This window comes from Ruegeria sp. H9, from assembly GCF_056532915.1.
In genome coordinates this window covers 1101422-1119351 of record NZ_JBQFNX010000002.1, presented here as the reverse complement: position 1 = coordinate 1119351, position 17930 = coordinate 1101422, and the positions used below count along the sequence as shown (strand labels likewise).

At 50.3% G+C, this 17930-nt stretch carries 17 protein-coding genes and 3 pseudogenes; 9 read left to right on the top strand and 11 right to left on the bottom strand.

Annotated features, from left to right (window positions below; translation table 11 throughout):
• Positions 1 to 120 precede the first annotated feature (120 nt).
• Together ACR0CZ_RS14115 and ACR0CZ_RS14110 are read right to left on the bottom strand one after the other, a co-directional pair.
• A pseudogene (locus ACR0CZ_RS14115) lies at positions 121 to 249 on the bottom strand (IS5/IS1182 family transposase); the annotation flags it as partial.
• A gap of 333 nt (positions 250 to 582) precedes the next feature.
• Positions 583 to 1659, bottom strand: a complete 1077-nt coding sequence (locus ACR0CZ_RS14110) for a TIGR00180 family glycosyltransferase (RefSeq protein WP_170399811.1) — start codon at positions 1657 to 1659, stop codon at positions 583 to 585.
• Positions 1660 to 2248: 589 nt separating this feature from the next.
• Here ACR0CZ_RS14110 and rfbF point away from each other — a divergent pair.
• The 5 genes from rfbF to ACR0CZ_RS14085 are packed head-to-tail and all read left to right on the top strand — an operon-like array spanning position 2249 to position 6906.
• Positions 2249 to 3013, top strand: coding sequence for a glucose-1-phosphate cytidylyltransferase (gene rfbF / locus ACR0CZ_RS14105; protein ID WP_170399814.1), 765 nt, complete (start codon positions 2249 to 2251; stop codon positions 3011 to 3013).
• Positions 2998 to 4059 carry a CDP-glucose 4,6-dehydratase gene (gene rfbG, locus ACR0CZ_RS14100; RefSeq protein WP_480459947.1) on the top strand — a complete coding sequence of 354 codons (1062 nt, stop codon included), beginning with the start codon at positions 2998 to 3000 and terminating at the stop codon, positions 4057 to 4059. Before rfbF ends, rfbG begins: the two co-directional genes overlap by 16 nt.
• The gene (gene rfbC / locus ACR0CZ_RS14095) at positions 4056 to 4598 is read left to right on the top strand and encodes a dTDP-4-dehydrorhamnose 3,5-epimerase (RefSeq protein WP_170399817.1); all 543 of its coding nucleotides are present in this window, start codon (positions 4056 to 4058) and stop codon (positions 4596 to 4598) included. The genes rfbG and rfbC overlap by 4 nt, the downstream gene beginning before the upstream one ends.
• Positions 4595 to 5806 (top strand): class I SAM-dependent methyltransferase, encoded by a 1212-nt coding sequence (locus ACR0CZ_RS14090; RefSeq protein WP_170399820.1) that lies wholly within the window; start codon positions 4595 to 4597, stop codon positions 5804 to 5806. Before rfbC ends, ACR0CZ_RS14090 begins: the two co-directional genes overlap by 4 nt.
• Positions 5803 to 6906, top strand: coding sequence for a DegT/DnrJ/EryC1/StrS family aminotransferase (locus ACR0CZ_RS14085; protein ID WP_170399823.1), 1104 nt, complete (start codon positions 5803 to 5805; stop codon positions 6904 to 6906). The genes ACR0CZ_RS14090 and ACR0CZ_RS14085 overlap by 4 nt, the downstream gene beginning before the upstream one ends.
• Here ACR0CZ_RS14085 and ACR0CZ_RS14080 read toward each other — a convergent pair.
• From ACR0CZ_RS14080 to ACR0CZ_RS14060, 5 genes are all read right to left on the bottom strand, one after another.
• Positions 6903 to 7589: a metallophosphoesterase family protein gene (locus ACR0CZ_RS14080; protein WP_170399826.1), complete on the bottom strand. Its 687-nt coding sequence runs from the start codon at positions 7587 to 7589 to the stop codon at positions 6903 to 6905. The genes ACR0CZ_RS14085 and ACR0CZ_RS14080 overlap by 4 nt on opposite strands.
• The gene (locus tag ACR0CZ_RS14075) at positions 7570 to 8559 is read right to left on the bottom strand and encodes an ATP-grasp domain-containing protein (protein ID WP_170399829.1); all 990 of its coding nucleotides are present in this window, start codon (positions 8557 to 8559) and stop codon (positions 7570 to 7572) included. Before ACR0CZ_RS14075 ends, ACR0CZ_RS14080 begins: the two co-directional genes overlap by 20 nt.
• A gap of 24 nt (positions 8560 to 8583) precedes the next feature.
• Entirely contained in the window at positions 8584 to 9303 is a 720-nt protein-coding gene (locus ACR0CZ_RS14070; RefSeq protein ID WP_170399832.1) for a class I SAM-dependent methyltransferase, read from the bottom strand.
• Between the two features lie 27 nt (positions 9304 to 9330).
• Positions 9331 to 10407, bottom strand: a complete 1077-nt coding sequence (locus tag ACR0CZ_RS14065) for a class I SAM-dependent methyltransferase (RefSeq protein WP_170399835.1) — start codon at positions 10405 to 10407, stop codon at positions 9331 to 9333.
• 107 nt (positions 10408 to 10514) lie between these two features.
• Positions 10515 to 11357: a phytanoyl-CoA dioxygenase family protein gene (locus ACR0CZ_RS14060; protein ID WP_480459948.1), complete on the bottom strand. Its 843-nt coding sequence runs from the start codon at positions 11355 to 11357 to the stop codon at positions 10515 to 10517.
• A gap of 470 nt (positions 11358 to 11827) precedes the next feature.
• Between ACR0CZ_RS14060 and ACR0CZ_RS14055 the strand changes: the two genes are divergently transcribed.
• The 3 genes from ACR0CZ_RS14055 to ACR0CZ_RS14045 all read left to right on the top strand — a co-directional run bounded on the left by ACR0CZ_RS14055 (position 11828) and on the right by ACR0CZ_RS14045 (position 14046).
• Entirely contained in the window at positions 11828 to 12580 is a 753-nt protein-coding gene (locus tag ACR0CZ_RS14055) for a CmcI family methyltransferase (protein WP_170399841.1), read from the top strand.
• On the top strand, positions 12577 to 13299 hold the full coding sequence (locus ACR0CZ_RS14050) for a WbqC family protein (RefSeq protein WP_170399844.1): 723 nt from the start codon (positions 12577 to 12579) through the stop codon (positions 13297 to 13299). Before ACR0CZ_RS14055 ends, ACR0CZ_RS14050 begins: the two co-directional genes overlap by 4 nt.
• A 429-nt stretch (positions 13300 to 13728) precedes the next feature.
• Positions 13729 to 14046 (top strand): hypothetical protein, encoded by a 318-nt coding sequence (locus tag ACR0CZ_RS14045; protein WP_170399847.1) that lies wholly within the window; start codon positions 13729 to 13731, stop codon positions 14044 to 14046.
• A 280-nt stretch (positions 14047 to 14326) separates the two neighbouring features.
• Here ACR0CZ_RS14045 and ACR0CZ_RS14040 read toward each other — a convergent pair whose 3' ends face one another.
• Together ACR0CZ_RS14040 and ACR0CZ_RS14035 are read right to left on the bottom strand one after the other, a co-directional pair.
• The gene (locus ACR0CZ_RS14040; RefSeq protein WP_170399850.1) at positions 14327 to 14671 is read right to left on the bottom strand and encodes a hypothetical protein; all 345 of its coding nucleotides are present in this window, start codon (positions 14669 to 14671) and stop codon (positions 14327 to 14329) included.
• Positions 14672 to 14802: 131 nt separating this feature from the next.
• Positions 14803 to 14997: pseudogene (locus ACR0CZ_RS14035) on the bottom strand (hypothetical protein); the annotation flags it as partial.
• Positions 14998 to 15283: 286 nt separating this feature from the next.
• Between ACR0CZ_RS14035 and ACR0CZ_RS14030 the strand changes: the two are divergent.
• Positions 15284 to 15988, top strand: a pseudogene (locus ACR0CZ_RS14030) (IS6 family transposase); the annotation flags it as partial.
• Between the two features lie 60 nt (positions 15989 to 16048).
• On the opposite strand, the gene ACR0CZ_RS14025 reads toward ACR0CZ_RS14030, so the two are convergent.
• Together ACR0CZ_RS14025 and ACR0CZ_RS14020 are read right to left on the bottom strand one after the other, a co-directional pair.
• The gene (locus ACR0CZ_RS14025; protein WP_170396117.1) at positions 16049 to 16564 is read right to left on the bottom strand and encodes a redoxin domain-containing protein; all 516 of its coding nucleotides are present in this window, start codon (positions 16562 to 16564) and stop codon (positions 16049 to 16051) included.
• 84 nt (positions 16565 to 16648) lie between these two features.
• Complete coding sequence (locus tag ACR0CZ_RS14020) at positions 16649 to 17929, bottom strand: TRAP transporter large permease (RefSeq protein WP_170466427.1); 1281 nt, start codon at positions 17927 to 17929, stop codon at positions 16649 to 16651.
• Between the last annotated feature and the right edge of the window lies 1 nt (position 17930).

Sequence of the window (17930 nt, the reverse complement as noted above, 5' to 3'; positions counted from 1 at the left end):
GCGCAACTTCCATCAGTTGAACTCCGGACTTCAGATCGTGGGTCCAGCCATGGGCGCGGATCAACATGGACCGGAGGCGGGGATCGGGTTGCGCCTTTGGTATCTTCGCCTGTCATATTAATAGGTTTTTTTGCGCTGTTTTCCTCCGGGGACACAGGCGCGTATCCCATTGTCTTTCAATGCTTCACGGAACCAATTGGTATCGTACGCGCGATCAGCGAAGGCAACACTTGCAGGTATCGAAGACACACACATGATCCGCGGAGGATAAATTACGCCTGGACTCGGTTAGTTTCAACGCATCGCGGATTTGGCTGCTTGACCTGTTGATCCGACGAAATTTCCACGCTCAGCGATAAATTTCGCGACAGAAATACGCCCTTTGAAAGCAGGCCCACTTCACTTTCTTTCAAGCGTTTCTGGGGAAAAGGCTATATTAAACCGTGGGCTAATGATCTGCTTTGGTTTTTTTGGTTCGGGCCTCGGCTTCGCACTGTTCTCCGAGCGGCGCGCAGAAAACATCTTAGCAAGTTTGCGCTTAATCTTTCGTTTCATCCATTTACTCCTTAACGAGGCGTTCTGTCATGGCCGCGAAATACCGCCATTGGTCGAAGCCAAAAAATATTCTATTGAATCGTACTTTTCCGGCTCACCGTGATTATCTGAATTAGCCTCACTAATTTCCAACATTGCGTCGACAACCTTCCTTAGATTGCCTCCAAGTTTCTTTTGCTCTGCTGTACCTTGACGAAATAGATCTTGAAACGCGTCATATTGTTTGCGCACAGTTTCATCACGGAACAGCGACGAACACCCAAACCCATCCAAAAACTGCGGGCTGCCACCTGTCCAATGGGCAATTTTCATTGCAATCAGTTTATCTGCGATTGACCGAGCTTCTTGATTGTCAATTGCCGTAGTTGAGGCAATTTTTTCAGTATAGTAATCTCTCAGGTTTAAGGTTTCTTGTGCATGCTCCAGATAATGCAGACGGCTGGGCGGTCCAAACCTACTATGAGTGGCTAGTTTTGTGGTGAAGTAGCCAATTTCTGGCAAGGCCTTGATTTTTCCAGCCAGACAGTCGTGGAGGCCGACATTATAGTCGCCAAATATTTTCATGGCATTAAGCTGTAAGTTGTTACATCTTTCAAGGTAGTGATCGCGGCGTGTCGCAGCATAACTGGTCGCGAAGGCCCATTGGCTGTATTTAGACAGACGAGAAACTATGTCTTCGTCTTGAAGGCTGAATGCATGAAGAAATTTCGCGTTGAACTGATCTTCGTCTAACATTGACAGGCAAATGATCCCGCCGATAGCGACGACGTGGTCGTGGTTTGCGCGCAGGAATTCAACACCTTGATAGAGTGTATCAAGCACAGGAAAATCATCATCTGCTCCGACGAAGATAATGTCATCATCCAACCCGCTCACACAATCAACCATGCGGTCCCGAAAATGCAGATCGGAATCGTACTCCTTATATTCGATCTGCAAAAGACTGTCGTTGTCACGTACCGCTTCCTCATAAGCAGCAAGGTATGAATGATGACTGCCATTGGCGATCACCACACGTTGTCCCGGATTGAACTCGCCCAGATACTTAAGGAGAAAGGACAAAGACATTGGACGGTTACGTGTGGGAATAACTAGAGGGACCATGGTGCATCCTTATACGGCTAATACCGGAGATCTAGTGGGCTACACGGCGTCGAATTATGGTCTATTAGAAATTTGACGGTGTAGATATGCGGTCCAGCGCGGCTCATAACTTGATATTTTCGCATGTGTCCAACCCCAAAACACGATCGAAGTCAATCTGTGAAAATATAGGTGCTGGCAACTGAACTGGAATTATTCCATGCTAACCAGATTCTGACTCTTGAATTTTTGGCTTGTTCGGGCGGGAGCAGCCTCACTTCGTTGCGCTCGATCAGATACGCTCAACCTCTGGGCTGACTACTCCGGTAGAATGGCGGCATGAGACAACATCTGCGAATAGATCGCAGTCTGCCGCAGACAACTTGGCAATACCCGAGTTCAATCAGGAACGCCAACTCAACTCACGACCGAACTTTGAGCTGACCCAAAGTGGCAGCTTTGATTCACATGGGTTTTCAAATTATGTAGCAAACTGAGACCAGCTCGACGCGTCTCACACCACTCTCCTTGCTAATCAAAGTTATCATGCTTAAAGGGAATTCAATTATCTGCGGCCTGTTGGTCGATTAGAACAGAGCGGAGCGATGATTTGAAAGCGGTAATTCTAGCGGGCGGGCTTGGAACTCGGATTAGTGAAGAATCTCACCTCCGCCCAAAACCCATGATTGAAATTGGTGGTTTGCCCATATTATGGCACATCATGAAAATCTATGGCGCCCATGGGATCACTGAATTTGTCATCTGCTGCGGCTACAAAGGCTATCTGATCAAAGAGTATTTCGCGAACTACTTTCTACATACATCCGATGTCACATTTGATCTAAAAGACAATAAGATGAAGGTGCACAATCGATACTCGGAGCCTTGGCAGGTTACACTGGTCGACACCGGTCAGCTAACCCAAACCGGTGGCCGCCTAAAGCGTGTGAAGGAGCATCTGACCGAAACGTTTTGTCTTACATACGGCGACGGTGTGACGGACCTTGATATTACCAAGCTTTTGGCCTTTCACAAAAGAACTGGCAGCCGTGCGACCGTTACCGCCTTGCAACCAGCAGCGCGGTTCGGAGCCTTGGAGATCGAGGGTGATTTTGTGACCCGGTTTAACGAGAAACCCGATGGAGATGGCTTCTGGGTTAACGGCGGTTTTTTTGTCTGTGAGCCTGAGGTGATTGACTACATCGACGGAGACGAAACGATTTGGGAACGCGCTCCATTGGAAACTCTGGCAACTGAGCGACAGCTTTCAGTGTTCAAGCATTCGGGTTTCTGGGCTCCGATGGATACGATGCGGGATCGTGATTACCTTGAAGAGCTTTGGAAATCCGGCGATGCACCATGGAAAACTTGGTGATGAATGCGTTCTGGAAAGACAAACGCGTTCTGATTACCGGACATACCGGGTTCAAAGGTGCATGGCTTGCGCTGTGGTTGACGCAACTCGGTGCCAAAGTCACTGGCATAGCACTGGCACCTGAAAGTCCCTTTTTTTCCTCTCTGAAACTAGAAGATACCATCAGGCACATTATCGGTGACATTCGAGATTCGTCTGTCGTGACAAACGCCGTAACAGTGTCAGACCCCGAAATCGTTTTTCACATGGCAGCACAATCTTTGGTTTTACGTGGATACGAAACCCCGATTGAGACCTGGTCCACCAATGTGATGGGGACGCTCAATCTGATGGAGGCGCTGCGTGATCTGACCGGTCCACGCGCCGTGGTTATGGTAACTACAGACAAAGTGTATGCCAACGACGAACAAGCGCGGCCATTTCGCGAAACTGATCCCCTAGGTGGTCATGACCCATATAGTTCCAGCAAAGCCGCGATGGAAATTGGCGTCGATAGCTGGAGAAAATCTTTTTTTGCACAGACAGAGATCCGTATGGCTTCGGCGCGCGCAGGCAACGTTATTGGCGGTGGCGACTGGGCCGAGAACCGCATCGTGCCCGATATTGCACGTGCACTGGCGGCCGACATTCCAGTCAAAGTGCGCAACCCGAATTCCGTTCGACCATGGCAACACGTCCTGGAGCCTCTGCGAGGGTATTTGATACTCGCGGAAAAGCTGTTTACGTCGGCAGATCCCGATCTCCAAAGTGCGTTCAATTTTGGTCCACCATCTGAGGGGGTAAGAACCGTAAAGGACGTTGTTACAACGGCACTCTCCATGTGGCCGGGCGCATGGGAAGATACTTCTCGGAAATCCAATTCTGCCCACGAAGCTCAGATTCTCCGGCTTGCCACTGACAAGGCAGAGGCACTGCTGGGTCATTTCGCCTGTTGGTCTTTCGAAGACGGCATCCGCGCTACAATACAGTGGTACCAGTCTGTTGCGGAGGGCCAGTGCCCTCGTGCGGTCTCACTTAAACAGTTGCAATATTATGGTGAATCTTGAAGCTTATCCCTCAAGATATTGATGGGCTTTACGAAGTCCAGTTGGCGCGCCAGTCCGATGCCCGCGGTGCTTTTGCTCGTACATTCTGTGCTGACGTTTTTGCGCAAGCCGGTCTGCTGACCAATTGGGTGCAAATGAATATGTCGCAAACCAAGGGGCAAGGTACTTTGCGCGGTCTGCATTTTCAGCGTGCGCCGATGGCTGAGGCAAAGCTTATACGTGCAACCGAAGGAAAGGTATTCGATCTGGCGCTTGACCTGCGCGAAGGCTCTCCAACCTTTGGTCAAAGCAGAGCAATCACATTATGCGCTGAGGCTGGGAACGCAATCTACATTCCTGAGGGCTGCGCTCATGGTTTCCAGACATTGACCGAGACTGCGACGCTACACTATTGCCACACTGCTCCGTACACACCGGAACTTGAGGGTGGTGTGCGTGCGACAGACCCCGATCTGGGCATTGATTGGCCCTTACCTATCACGCTTATGTCGGAAAGAGATCAAAACTTGCCTGCCCTGCTGGATGTTCGCCCCTTATGACCAATACCTGCCGACATTGTCTGTCTTCACGCACTATGGCGTTTCTTGATTTGGGATATGCACCCCCGTCAAACGATTATCTAAGTGCGGAAGCGCTTTCTCGTCCCGAACTGACCTATCCGCTGCGGCTTTTCGTGTGCAAGGAGTGCCGCCTTGTACAAACGGAAGACTTCTCGTCGGGCGAGGCGCTATTCACCGAAGAATACGCTTATTTTTCTTCCACCTCGACCTCTTGGCTTGCCCATGCCAAAGCCTATTGCGACACGGTTATCGAACGATTTGCTCTAGATGCGGATTCTCATGTGATCGAGGTTGCATCCAACGACGGTTATCTGCTGCGCAATTTTCGGAAGGCAGGGATCCCCTGCCTAGGTATTGAACCCACACATTCCACCGCCTCCGCAGCGACGGCAATCGGGATCAATGTTGTAGAGGAGTTCTTCGGGGAAGGGTTGGCTAAGGGGCTGGCCAAATCTGATCTTGTCATAGGTAACAATGTCTTTGCCCATGTACCCGACATTAACTGTTTCTCGCGAGGGCTGGCGGTTTGCCTAAAACCTCAGGGCGTGGTCACACTCGAGTTTCCGCATTTGTTGAACCTGGTGACGCAAAACCAGTTCGATACCGTGTATCACGAACATTTCTCCTACATTTCTCTTCTTTCAGCCGAGCGTATTCTGGCGGCGGCAGGTTTGCGGGTGTTCGATGTTGAACAACTAACAACTCATGGCGGCAGCTTGCGTCTCTTTGCCTGTCTTGAAGGAGCCAGACATGCGCAAACCGACGCCGTGAAGGCCATGCGTGATCTCGAAGCATCTCACGGAATGAATGACGATGACTTCTACACAGGTTTCCAACTCAAAGCGGAAAAGGTCAAAGACGATTTCTTGCGGTTCGTGCTGGATGCTAAGGCGGAGGGAAAGTCGGTAGCAGGATACGGCGCAGCCGCGAAAGGCAACACGCTTATGAACTTCGCAGGCGTTGGTCCAGACGCCATTGAATTCGTATGTGATGCTGCAGAATTTAAGATCGGCAAATACCTACCGGGCAGTCATATCCCCATTCTGGCGCCAGACGAGCTACAGAACCGACGTCCAGACTACCTGGTGATATTCCCATGGAACCTGAAAACCGAGATTATGCAATCACTTGATTGGCTTGTAGATACCCGTTTTGTAACTGCTGTGCCAGAACTGCAAATCCTATGACCGACCGCATCGTCTATACCCGACCCTCTATCACCGATCTCGAGGTTAGTTATGCCACTGATGCCGCCCGCACTGGTTGGGGGCCGAAATGTTATGACTACATTCATCGCTTCGAGGCGACCTTCGCAGAGTATGTCGGAACAAAACATGCTATTTCGACTTCCAGTTGCACGGGCGCGATGGAGATGGGTCTGGCTGCGCTAGGTATCGGTCCGGGCGATGAGGTCATCCTTGCCGACACAAATTGGATCGCTACGGTTGCTCCCGTCGTGCATTTGGGCGCAACACCGATTTTCGTTGATATCTTGCCAGACAGTTGGTGTATTGATCCTGATCAGGTCCGCGCGGCGATTACATCGAAAACCAAGGCCATCATAGCCACACATCTCTACGGTAATCTCTGTGAGATGGACACACTGTTGAGCATCGCAGATGAATGTGGAGTGGTGCTTATCGAAGACGCGGCCGAAGCGTTGGGTGCGCGATATCGCGCCATTCATACAGGCGCGATTGGAAAGTTCGGGACCTTCTCTTTTCATGGTACGAAAACGTTGACCACCGGCGAAGGCGGGATGCTGGTGACCGATGACGATGCTTTGGCGGATCGCATTCTGACGCTGTCCAATCACGGACGTGACAAGGCGCAGAAAAAACAATTCTGGGCTGATACGGTCGGCTACAAATTCAAGATGTCAAACATTCAAGCTGCAATAGGAATGGGGCAGATTGAGCGCATTGAGGAACTGACGAACCGCAAAGCGGAGATACTAGCGGCCTACAAAGAGCGGCTGTCGCATCTAGGGCTATCGATGAACCCTGAGCCTCCTCACGTTCGGAATGGCGCGTGGATGCCCACTGTTGTTTTTGACAAGGCACTTGGCGTCTCCCGTGAGAGGGCCTTGGCAGCATTCGAGGCAGCAAACATTGATGCGCGTGTATTTTTCTACCCGCTTTCCAGCCAGCCTATGTTCGTAGAAGCGCCTACCCCGCATGCCCATGATATTTGCGAGCGGGCACTGAACCTGCCCAGTTTTCACGACATGACAGACGGGGACATTGATCGAGTCTGTCGGGTAATCGAGACCTTGGCCTCTCCTTAGGCTTTCACAATCTCGTCAATACGCCCGTTGATCTGGGCGCCTTTGGCAAGTCCGCGATACATGAACTCTTCGTACCCGCGCTCTTTCATCGCGCGTATCGTGCGGTCGATGTCATAAACGACTCTGTGCAGGGCAATCTGGCCATCTGATAAGATTGCGTAAGCTGCACGTGGGTCTCCATCGCGCGGCTGTCCGACCGAGCCCGGATTGCAAAAGACGTGCGTACCGAAGTCTAGAATGCATTGCACATGGGTATGACCCGCAAACAGCCGTGTTACGCCTTTGGGAAACGTATCGATCCCCACTTTATAGAGGTATTCATCGACATGATCCTGCGGTCCTCCGTGTACAAACAATGTTGTGCCATCCTGGATGCTGTCCATTGATCGGCTCAACCATGCCACGCTGTCCGAACTTAGCTCTGTCTGATGTTTGTCTATGATACCCGCGACGACCTTAGAGCGTTCGCAATTCTGTCCCGACGTAACGTAGCTGTCGTGATTGCCCAGTATATTGCGCACCCCTTCTGCCTTGAGCAGTTGTACGCATTCTTCCGGCTGACCATTATACCCGATAACGTCGCCAAGGCACACAAACTCTGTCACCCCTTTGGACTTCGCGTCAGCCAAAACCGCCTCAAGCGCGGCCAGATTGGCATGAATATCAGAGATCAGGCCCAGCATAACGTATCCGATCTGCGTTGTGACGCTGCGCAATCCCTTCACGCAAGACAGGTTGCGCAGGCCGTCGTCGGTTCAGGTAAAAGTCAACACACATCTCAGCTTCGTTGAACCCGAAAGCGGTTCGCAAGGAACAACTACTTGAAAACCGAGGGTTGATTTCAAGAAGATAGGCATCCTCACCTTCCAAACGGAATTGTAAGTTGGTTGGACCCAGCGGCTTGTAGTAGCGCATGATTGTATCAGTTGCTTTGGATACGGCTTCATGAGTGACGGTCTTTGCCTCGCCAGTGTTCCCGGCACGTGTCAATCGGCGCTGAAAGATCAGTGGGCCAATGTAATCGCCGTCGCCAAAGCCAAATGTACCGACAGTATATTCATCGTCGTCCGTACCAACAATCCGCTGCACAAGAAATTCGCCCGAGGTTTTTCCGCTCCAATAATCAAAATCTACTTCGTCATGAAGAAGTACAATGCCAACGGAGCCTTCCCCAGTGCTGGGTTTCAAAAGAAATGGCGGTTTCCCCAGCGCCGCGCAGGCCGCTTCCCAAGTGCCACCTCCTGTAATCGACGGGATGACTGGCAACCCCAACTGCGCATAGTCGGCTGCAAAATCCGACTTGTTTTCAGTCAACGCGATAAGATGCGATGTGTTTAGGGCCAACGCTACCCCGAGGTCTTCGAAAAAACTTCGGTGGGCGTCTAGAAACGCCATGTCGATGCTGATACCTGGAATAATCAGTTCAATTCCGTGATCCTGCACCAAATCTTTCCAGAACGTCAGATACGCATCTGAGCTTTCGTCTAGCTTGGGTTTCAGCAGAGTTTCATCGCACAGCTCTGCGCCGAATAGCGACATGCGCCGGTCAAGTCCAATTAACCACGACCGCCCGTCATCCCGCAGACTGCTGGCGATGCCCTGGCCTATGAGCGCTCCTACGCCGGTGACCAGAATACGTCGGCGCTCGTTCACAACTCAGGCCCCGCACAAACAGCTCTAGTCATGAGACACTTCTACAAGAAGACCAACACAAAGATCTGGAAAGTCAACGCCAACAGCCATCATCGCGCGCATGTTCTCTTCAAAGTTATCTAGCGTTCTGAGAACACCCAATGGAAGAGGCTTCAGGTAAAGCCCTTCCTCATGCGTTACTCTGTACCCGGCCAGCTCGATGGCGCTTCGCAATGTATCGCGGCAAAAATTGCGTTGATGTCCGAGCATTAAATCCGTTTCGTTCAGATCATAAATGTCCTCGATCATCCCCATCTCAAGCCCGAGGCGCCGGTTTAACGATTTTGCATTCGGTACAGCAATCCAAATGCGACCGTTGGGAGCTAGAAACTTTTTGTACCGGCTTAGAATGGCGACTGGATCATCCACATGCTCGAGCACGAATCCCATGACAATCAGATCGAAGGTGTCGGTAGGTGTGTAAGTTTCGAAGTACCCCGCCTCCAATGATCCAGTATACCAAGGGTTCTTGGACTGAAAATTCTCGATGACCTTTTGAGAGCCTTCAACGACGACGTGCTGGTCACTCATCTTGAAAAAGAAGGGAACTGTGTAACCATGCCCCAACCCAAGCTCTAGCAAACGCCCAACATGTCCCGCACGCTCAAAAATCCTCTCGGGATACCACCGCATAATGAGATCATTCTCAATCTCGACACTAGGTGGCTGCAAATACTTTGATGCGACGTCGTCTAGGTTTTCCATCAGATAGTCAGCCCTTTCGAATACACGTCATGACAGGTAGAGGAATTTCCGATCAGGGGTCTGAAAATTTGGAATTCCTTCAATTATTCGGCGCGCGTGACGTGGGTTTAGCCCCACCAAAATTGCCGCGGGCTCCGATTGCAAATCTCGCGGGGGGACTATCGGAATGCCATCAATCTCCTTGCCATGCAGAAACGGATTCTGATCGACAAAATAGCTGACGCGGCAGGGTTCTTTCAGACAGGAATAGATGAAATGGCCATAAATCCCGGCACCATATATCGCCAAAGGCATGTCCACCTCGACTGTCTCCTCGAATGTGGTGATCCGTGTTTTGATGTCGCTCCAAAAAACGGCCAACTGCTTGGCATCATCTACCCGGTTCGGGAATTCTGGTGGAGTTAGAACTTTCGCGTCAGTTGCGGTAAGCCGACCTGAAACGACGTAAGCCGACGCATGAGCATCTGGATCAATATCAATGTTATCGAACCCAGCATCGGTCATGAGACGCCACAAAGACGACTCGGAGAAGTGATTTACGTGATCTGCGACTACGAAATCAGCCGCGTTCTGATACATGTCCGGCACGATAAAGTAGAAATACCCTCCTTCTTTGAGCAGTATGCTGACCTCCGCCAGTATCCGATCAAGATGCGGGATATGTTCCAGTGCGTAGAACGAAAGAACGACGTCCATCTGCCGTTGCCAACTCGGGTCAGGTGCATGAGTGGCCCATTTGGCGCTAGTTGGAAAGCGTTCCCAAAACGGTATGTATTTGTCTGTCACATCAAACAAATACGGCTCTATCTCTGGTATTTCTTTGCAAACGGACCTTAGAGTGGGCGCCTTGGCGCAGCCGTAATCTAGTACCTTTCGATGTTTTGAAAGATCAATTTTTGACATCAGCACATTCGCCTGATGTTGCGACCGATAAACTTCCTTGCCGTCTACGACGGCGTAAAGCTGATCATCGTCTTCGCTGTCAATACTGATCTCATACTCGGTGGAATAAAACGCTTCCAGATCGGGCAGTTCATTGGTTTGAGCGTGCTGGCAAACCTCACAGAAATAAACAGTAGTGCGACCCTCAATGAGGTTGTTCATTGTGGTAAGTGATCTGTTTTCGCTGCTTTCAAAAATCGGAGCACCGGAAGGCGTACCGCAGACATTACATGTTGTCGTCATATCTTACGTCTCGTCGTTGTCATACCTTACGTCTCGATAAAATGATCGGGAAACACCTGTGCGACGTCAGTACCGGATGTCACCGACGCTTTCCAACCTACTTTCTGTCCCACAGGATCGCGGTAGTTAAAAAAACGGCTTTGCACTGACCAGCGTGCTCTTTCTGCTCGATTCACGCCTGAGCCATGGAGCGTCAAAAAATCCATTAACAATAAGTCACCGGGTTCCGTCAGTGGGGCAGCTTGTTCGTATTTGCCGATAATCTCGTCCTCGTCGTGCAGGCCGATCTGATATGCGCCTTGCTTGTCAGCGTAGTTCGCTCCGCGAGAATAAACGCAAAGTCCGTCGCGATGGGATTTGGGTAGAACAATCACAGGGCCATATTCATCAGTTACCGGTAAAAGCGGGGTCCAAAATACAATTCCATCAATGCTTTGAGGCTGGTACATGAATTCTTGATGCCAATGAGAGCGAAATTTGTCTTCGTATGGGACATCAATCCGAATGCCATAAGACGCCGCACCAATCCCCGAATGCGTAGTATTGCGCAAGCTACGAAATAGCGCATCTGATCTCTCGTTACAAACCAAGCGCAGGAACGCCGGTATTTGCTTAACCAGATCGTAAATCTCGCCGCCATAGCTACGGTTCCTAGCAATAAGGGTGTTGTAACCTGCGTCAAATTGTTCGGGCGTAAATCGGGGGCGGTTCAGATCTTCACCATGACGCTCTGCCACCAGACCGATAATTTCATATATATCTTTCTGAATCGGTGTGATTTCTTTAGCGACGTCGTAAAAGCCCTTGATTATCAAATACCCTTCAGCTTCGAAGAATTTCCGGTCCGCTTCGGATAAGATCGCTGTCACGTCAAAGCTCCTCATACCTCAGGACTTCGTCTTTCATAATGTCCCGAGACCGTCAATACCAGACCGACGACCCCAAATAGACGGCGAATTAGCGAGTTCTTTTGTGGTAGGACAGTTAAAGCTGAGGACATTCGAATTGGCTGAACTGATCATGGGCCAATTCATAAGAGACACCGACGCGGCTATGATGTAACGATAGCTACATGGCCCCGGTAGTAGCTAGAACGTTCTAAGAATTCGGCACACTTATTCAAAGTGGGATGCTCTATTGTTTTAGTAGAGACCTTTGAGCTATTGATTTCGGAAGCTAGACAAAAAAAGTGTTCGGGTTGTTCAAAAGCGTGTCGGACCGACGCGAATGTTCGCGATATAAAACCTACTCACACAATGGATGGTGACACGACCTGCAACAAAGCTTAGATGAGAGCTCCAGAGCGTGGCAAATCACTTAAAAATGCTGAAGGCAAATCATGACGTCAAAAGACGACCGCAAAGAGTTTGAAGCTCACAAGAAAAAGCAATGCTTGGCGCTTGGGCAAGACGAGCAGGTTTTTCAAAGTTCAATTGCACATATGTTGCAACTTGATCCTTATGACTACTCTTATCTGTGGAGCTGGATGGGTGCACCCATCATTCAGATGCCTGCAGATGTGATGGCGACACAGGAAGTGATCTGGAACACGAAACCCGATGTCATTATCGAAACTGGCGTGGCACGCGGTGGCTCGGTGCTGTTTATGGCCTCACTATTGCAGTTGATTGGCAACGGCACCGTGATTGGAGTCGACATAGATATCCGCTCTCATAACCGTGACACGATCAACAAACACCCTATGTCGGAACGAGTCACTCTAATTGAGGGGCCGTCGACCAGCGAGGAAACATTGGCCGCTGTGCGTGCCGAGATCCCTGAAGGCGCCAAAGTCATGGTAGTTCTAGATAGCGATCACAGCCGCGATCATGTTCTGACCGAATGCCGTGCCTACGGTCCGTTGGTGACACCCGGCTGCTACATGGTCGTTGCAGATACGATGATCGGGCATGTCGCCCAAAAGGACAGTCCGCAAAATCGGTCGAAATCGTGGTTTACTGGAAACGAGCCGCTATCAGCGCTCAATGACTATATGTCAGAGGCAGACTTATTCGAAATTGATCCGGTGTTGAACGGCAAGCTTGTGCTATCCTCTTCGCCTGGCGGGTACATTCGCCGCAAACCAGCATGACCACCGTAGTCATTTCGCAACCAATGTATTTTCCTTGGCCGGGGTTTTTGGCTCAACTCGCCTTGGCCGACATAGTCGTTTGGTTGGTAGATGCGCAGTTCTCCAAGGGTTCGTTTACCAATCGGGTGCAGGTAAAGCTGCCAACAGGTACCTCCTGGCTCAGTGTACCGGTAAAACACACTGGCAGTAGCACCAAAATCGCTGATCTCACCGCGGCCAATCCACACTGGCTTGAAAGTCACGTTGCTAAACTCAAACAATCGTTGAAAGACACCCCTTATTTGGACACGACATTGGCGTTGGTTCAAAGACTGGAACGATACGACAAGCTCTGCGACGCCCTGATTGCCAGCAGTGAAGGACTGGCCTCTAGATGTGGAATTGCGCCCAAAAGCACCTGTCTCAGCACTGATTTGAATATTGGCGGACACGGGTCAGAACGGGTCATGCACATCGTAAAGGAATTGGGCGGAACGCGCTATGTCACCGGACATGGCGCTCGCAACTATCTGGAGCACAAGGGGTTTGAATTGGCAGGGATCAACGTCGAATACATGGAATATGATGTCAGGCCGTGGGGGTGTGTTGAAGATGATTTTTCGCCGTTCGTGACCGGGCTTGACCTGTTAGCACATGTAGGCCCTGCTCAAGCTGCATCTTATCTAAACCCGCGCACACGCCACTGGAAAGAATTTCTTCAGAACCACCAACAGACATAGGCTTCCTAATATGGAATCGTTTCCGGTTTGGAACAGGATCGCATCATAGCGTTGACGGCTCGGAGTGTTCTATCTGTACCCCCAACTGTCCGGGGCAGAGGAGGTGATAGCCAAAGGATTGACGCCGCCCGAAGTGAGCTCCCACGCCCAATCTTACTGTGCCGTTAACTATTGGGCGCTAACTTGAGTAATTTAAAAAAATCAGTGCCTTATTGTGGTCCTTAGTTCTGGTCTATATCATTAGCTCCCGGTGTCTGACATCAGTACCATTGGGACAGTATTGATCGATTTGATAAGAGTAGATTTCTGGCTCATCGTAGCTGCCAAGGAGTGGAGATGAGAAAGAACCCCTAAAACAAGCAGAGTCACGGTGAGAAGCCAGCAAAGGACATTTGGCGTTCGACCCGTAAACAGTATTCCGCACAAGAAATGATCCAGATCGTACTGGTCGGCCAAATAGGCGAGGAAAGTATTGCAGAGCTGTGCCGTCATGAGGGCACCGCGCAAAGCCTGTCCTGGGCGGACGCCTGTGGGCGCACCACCCTTTCGAACTATATTAAACTTGCTACCCCCCAACCCTCGCCGGGAGCAGGTTTTAGAGACGAGCACCCTGAAGGGCTTCGCCCAAAACCAGTTGTTAAAGGGAAATATGTACGACGCAACCACTTGGCAGAAGGCATGGCTGTGCGGCGTAATGGAAAATTTCTATCGCAAAAGGCAAAACTATTTGTCGCACATAGGGAGTAGGTGGCGGACCAAGGGGGAACAACCCTATTTGAGTAACCATTTTTCATGCAAAAAAATAACTGCCACAATATGTACCACGAAGTGGACAAGAATCGGTGGCGTGATCGGTCTACCACTCAGGACTTCGGGCTTTGTGCGGCCTGCCTTGTACCCAGTTCAAAATGCAGCTTGATGCATGGATCAATCCGAATTGGTAGATTCACTTTCAAGACTTTGGTTTCACTAGGGCAACCTGGGCTCTACAACGCTATAGATTCTAACGCGCGAGCACAGATATTCGCTATAACCAAGCGAATGAATCTTCGCTCAGATCCATAAATGCCAGATCCTCAACTAAGACTTTGGCACCACTTAAATTAAGCAGCACCCCGTCATCCAGATCCCGGTACTTAATGTCAGAGATATTGTCTGCAAATAGACCTGAGCCAATCCCAATCTGATCAATCCCAACTTCAAAATCAGTCATGATGTTGAAGCCATCAAAAAAGTGAAACTCAAGAAGGTCAGCTTCCTCTCCACTAATATGAACACCGCGGCCTGGTCCGCCTCTCAGGATATCGGCGCTTTCCCCACCATCCAATTTGTCTCTTCCGAAGCCATCCTCCAGGATGTCAGCTTCATCCAAGCCATTGATATGGTCTCGTCTCCGACTTCCCGAAAGCGATACGCTGTCATCCAGTATGTTTACAGAAATGAGGGCCGTGGCTTCGGAAGTTCTACCGAACGTGTCTACAAGTTCATACGTGAATGTCTGGACTATCTCGTCACCGGGGGCGACCAAATCAAGACATCTGAATCTGCTTCATATGTAAACGATCCATCATTATTCAGGTTTGGTAGCCTCTCTTCCGGACCTGAAAGCAGGGATACGGTTAGTCCTCTGCCTGTGTACCAGTTGTCGTTGGCTAGGATGTTTCCAGCGATGACATCGTCTTCGTCAATGTGAAAAACATCGTCTTGTGCATTTTGGTGGAAATGAAGCTGCTATGGCCGTCGCCCCATCGAGATCTTTCACCGTAGATTCCGAACCGGAATAATCGCCCCCTAGAACGATGGTTGTATCGGCAAATCCATCATTGTCTGTGTCTATGCCCAAAATTGCGGACCCCAAATAAACACTCAAATCACTTCGATCAAAACTGACACCATTCAATATAAAGACGTCATCAATCCCAAAGGTCTCGTCGGTAGACCTTGCCTTGAGGCGGGCAGGGGGCTTTCTCAGCATTTACCCAAGACAAGACCTGCTTCTTTCAAATACTATAAACACCAGTCCTGAGATCATCCGCCTTGCGGTGATGCAGTACATCCGCTTCCCGCTTTCGCTTCGGAATGTCGAAGATCTGCTGCACGAGCGAGGTATCGATGTCAGCCACGAAACTGTCCGATATTGGTGGAACAGGTTTGGCCCGATGTTTGTTGCTGAGATAAGGCAGAAGCGTGTTCAGCAACTCCGAGCCTTTTCAAAATGGAAGTGGCACGTTGACGAGATTTTCGTGAATGTGAATGGCAAGCGGCATTACCTCTGGCGGGCCGTAGATCATGAGGGCGAAGTACTGGAGGCCGTTGTCACCAAACGCCGAAACAAAGCTGCGGCGCTGAAATTCCTCAAGAAATTGATGGAGCGACACGGTAAAGCGGAAAACGTTGTCACAGATCGCTTCGCCTCATACAGAACCGCTTTCAGAGAGCTTGGTGCTGACAAAAAACAGAAAACGGGCTGGTGGCTCAGCAACTGCGTCGAGAATTCGCACCTGCCTTTCCGACGACGCGAACGCGCCATGCAACGTTTCAGGCGGATGCGAAGTTTGCAGAAGCTCGCCGCCGTCAGCTCCTCTGTTTACAACCACTTCAACGAGAAAGAGCGCTTGCCAGCCGAGGCACCTTCAAGCTGATACTCACCGCCGCTCTCGCCGAGTGGCGGGGTCTTTGTGACGAATGAAGGACAGCTATACTGGCCTAGCTGGGACTGGTTCGAATTCGCCTGACTGCACTGTTGCAGTTAAAAAACTGTTCCTCGGGTCGGGCGGTTGTTTTCGATATTGAACTTCATTCCGTCTAGCAATTCTTCAAGATCCGGGCGCGCAGCAGGGCCATTCGAAATGTCGACCAACATCAAACTGCCATCTGGCCGAATTCCGAATGCGCCGGGCTCTGCAAACAATGTGGTTGTCTCAGCCTCCGAAAGAGGGTCCGACACGTAGAGTCCAAGTGATCGCATCTGCGTTTCGGTCAATCCAAAGCCCAAGTTAAATGTCCAACCGAACTCTTCCTTGTCGGCCAAAGCCTTTTCTTTAGAGTCAGCGGAAACGACCACTACATCCATGACGCTGCTCCAATCAGCCAGCATGGCGTTCAATTTGTTGAGAAATCGCTTGCATCTGGGACAGTGACGCCCGCGATAGACGAAAAGCATCGTCCATCGATCTTTGGGCCGACCAATCTCTATTTCGCCACCGCAGACATCAAAAACACTGATCTGCTCGACGGGAGCATTCACTTTGGGTTTTTGCGACATGTCAGCTTCCTTTTTTCATTAAGAGAGAAACTCGAACACAAGCTTAGCTTCAAGTGTCTGCCTTTAAACTTGAATGTACTTTATTCACCCAACCAAGCTTGGCAGTGTTAGTGAAATCGCGGGTACAAAAGTGATAAGCATTAATGCGAAGAGAATTGCCAAGTAGAAGGGCCATATTGTTCGCACGGCTTTCTCCATTGGCAATTTACCCACGGCGCAACCGACAAACAGGCAGGATCCGACCGGTGGTGTACACAATCCTAATCCCAAATTCACGAGCAAGATCATCCCGAATTGCAGCGGATCAATCCCAAGGCTGTTGGCAACGGGTAGAAAAATGGGTGTGCAGATCAGAATTAGAGCTGCCATATCCATAATCATTCCAAGCAACAACAAAACCGCATTTACCATCAGCAGGATGAGTATCGGATTTTCTGTCAACCCAGTAAGCAGATCTACGGTTCTGTCCGGAACTCTGTAAAAGGTCAGCATGTAGGCAAACGCACCAGCGCATGCGATTAATATCATTACCATCGCCGTCGTGCGCACAGCAGAAGCGACGGCAATACAAAAGTTTTCCCACGTTATGCTTTTGTAGACGATCAGTGTGACCACGAATGCGTAAATGGCCCCAAATGCTCCGGACTCCGTAACGGTGAAAATACCCGACAACACACCGCCGACGATAATCACAGCCGTCAAAAGTCCTGGAATTGCACTGAAGAAGCTCACTACGAGCGCTGGCCAACCCGGGAAAGTCTCAGCTTGATAACCTCTGCGCACCGCTACAAGGTACGCCGCCACAGCAAGGCAAAGGCACATTAAAACTCCTGGAACAACGCCTGCAAGAAACAGCTTCGAGATCGATATTCCACCCCCGGCTGCGATCGCGAAAATGATCATATTGTGACTGGGTGGAATAATTATACCGGCAATCGAGGACGTGACGGTCACGTTTACGGCGTAATCTGCATCGTAACCTTTCTCTTTCATCACAGGAACCAAGATAGACCCCAGTGCGGAAATGTCTGCGATGGCCGACCCTGAAATCCCCCCAAAAAGCATCGAAGAAAACACGTTCACAATTCCCAAGCCGCCGCGCACGGCCCCGACAGCGGCTGAAGCAAACCTGACGAGACGCATGGCTATCCCGCCGTGGAACATCAGTTCACCTGCAAAAATGAAGAACGGGATCGCCATCAACGAGAATACATTGATCCCGGAGACGATCCGCTGAAATCCGATCATCAAGGGTAAGCCTTCGAACCAAAATGCCGAAATGGCCGCTATTCCAAGCGCGAATGCTACAGGCGTTCCGATCAGAACGCAGAGGGCGAACACGCCAAGCAACAGAAGTATTCCCATC

Coding starts and splice junctions, on each gene's coding strand:
- ACR0CZ_RS14110 (WP_170399811.1), bottom strand. CDS start 1,659: ATGGTCCCTCTAGTTATTCCCACACGTAACCGTCCAATGTCTTTGTCC.
- rfbG (WP_480459947.1), top strand. CDS start 2,998: ATGGAAAACTTGGTGATGAATGCGTTCTGGAAAGACAAACGCGTTCTG.
- ACR0CZ_RS14090 (WP_170399820.1), top strand. CDS start 4,595: ATGACCAATACCTGCCGACATTGTCTGTCTTCACGCACTATGGCGTTT.
- ACR0CZ_RS14085 (WP_170399823.1), top strand. CDS start 5,803: ATGACCGACCGCATCGTCTATACCCGACCCTCTATCACCGATCTCGAG.
- ACR0CZ_RS14080 (WP_170399826.1), bottom strand. CDS start 7,589: ATGCTGGGCCTGATCTCTGATATTCATGCCAATCTGGCCGCGCTTGAG.
- ACR0CZ_RS14070 (WP_170399832.1), bottom strand. CDS start 9,303: ATGGAAAACCTAGACGACGTCGCATCAAAGTATTTGCAGCCACCTAGT.
- ACR0CZ_RS14065 (WP_170399835.1), bottom strand. CDS start 10,407: ATGAACAACCTCATTGAGGGTCGCACTACTGTTTATTTCTGTGAGGTT.
- ACR0CZ_RS14055 (WP_170399841.1), top strand. CDS start 11,828: ATGACGTCAAAAGACGACCGCAAAGAGTTTGAAGCTCACAAGAAAAAG.
- ACR0CZ_RS14050 (WP_170399844.1), top strand. CDS start 12,577: ATGACCACCGTAGTCATTTCGCAACCAATGTATTTTCCTTGGCCGGGG.
- ACR0CZ_RS14045 (WP_170399847.1), top strand. CDS start 13,729: ATGATCCAGATCGTACTGGTCGGCCAAATAGGCGAGGAAAGTATTGCA.
- ACR0CZ_RS14025 (WP_170396117.1), bottom strand. CDS start 16,564: ATGTCGCAAAAACCCAAAGTGAATGCTCCCGTCGAGCAGATCAGTGTT.
- ACR0CZ_RS14020 (WP_170466427.1), bottom strand. CDS start 17,929: ATGGGAATACTTCTGTTGCTTGGCGTGTTCGCCCTCTGCGTTCTGATC.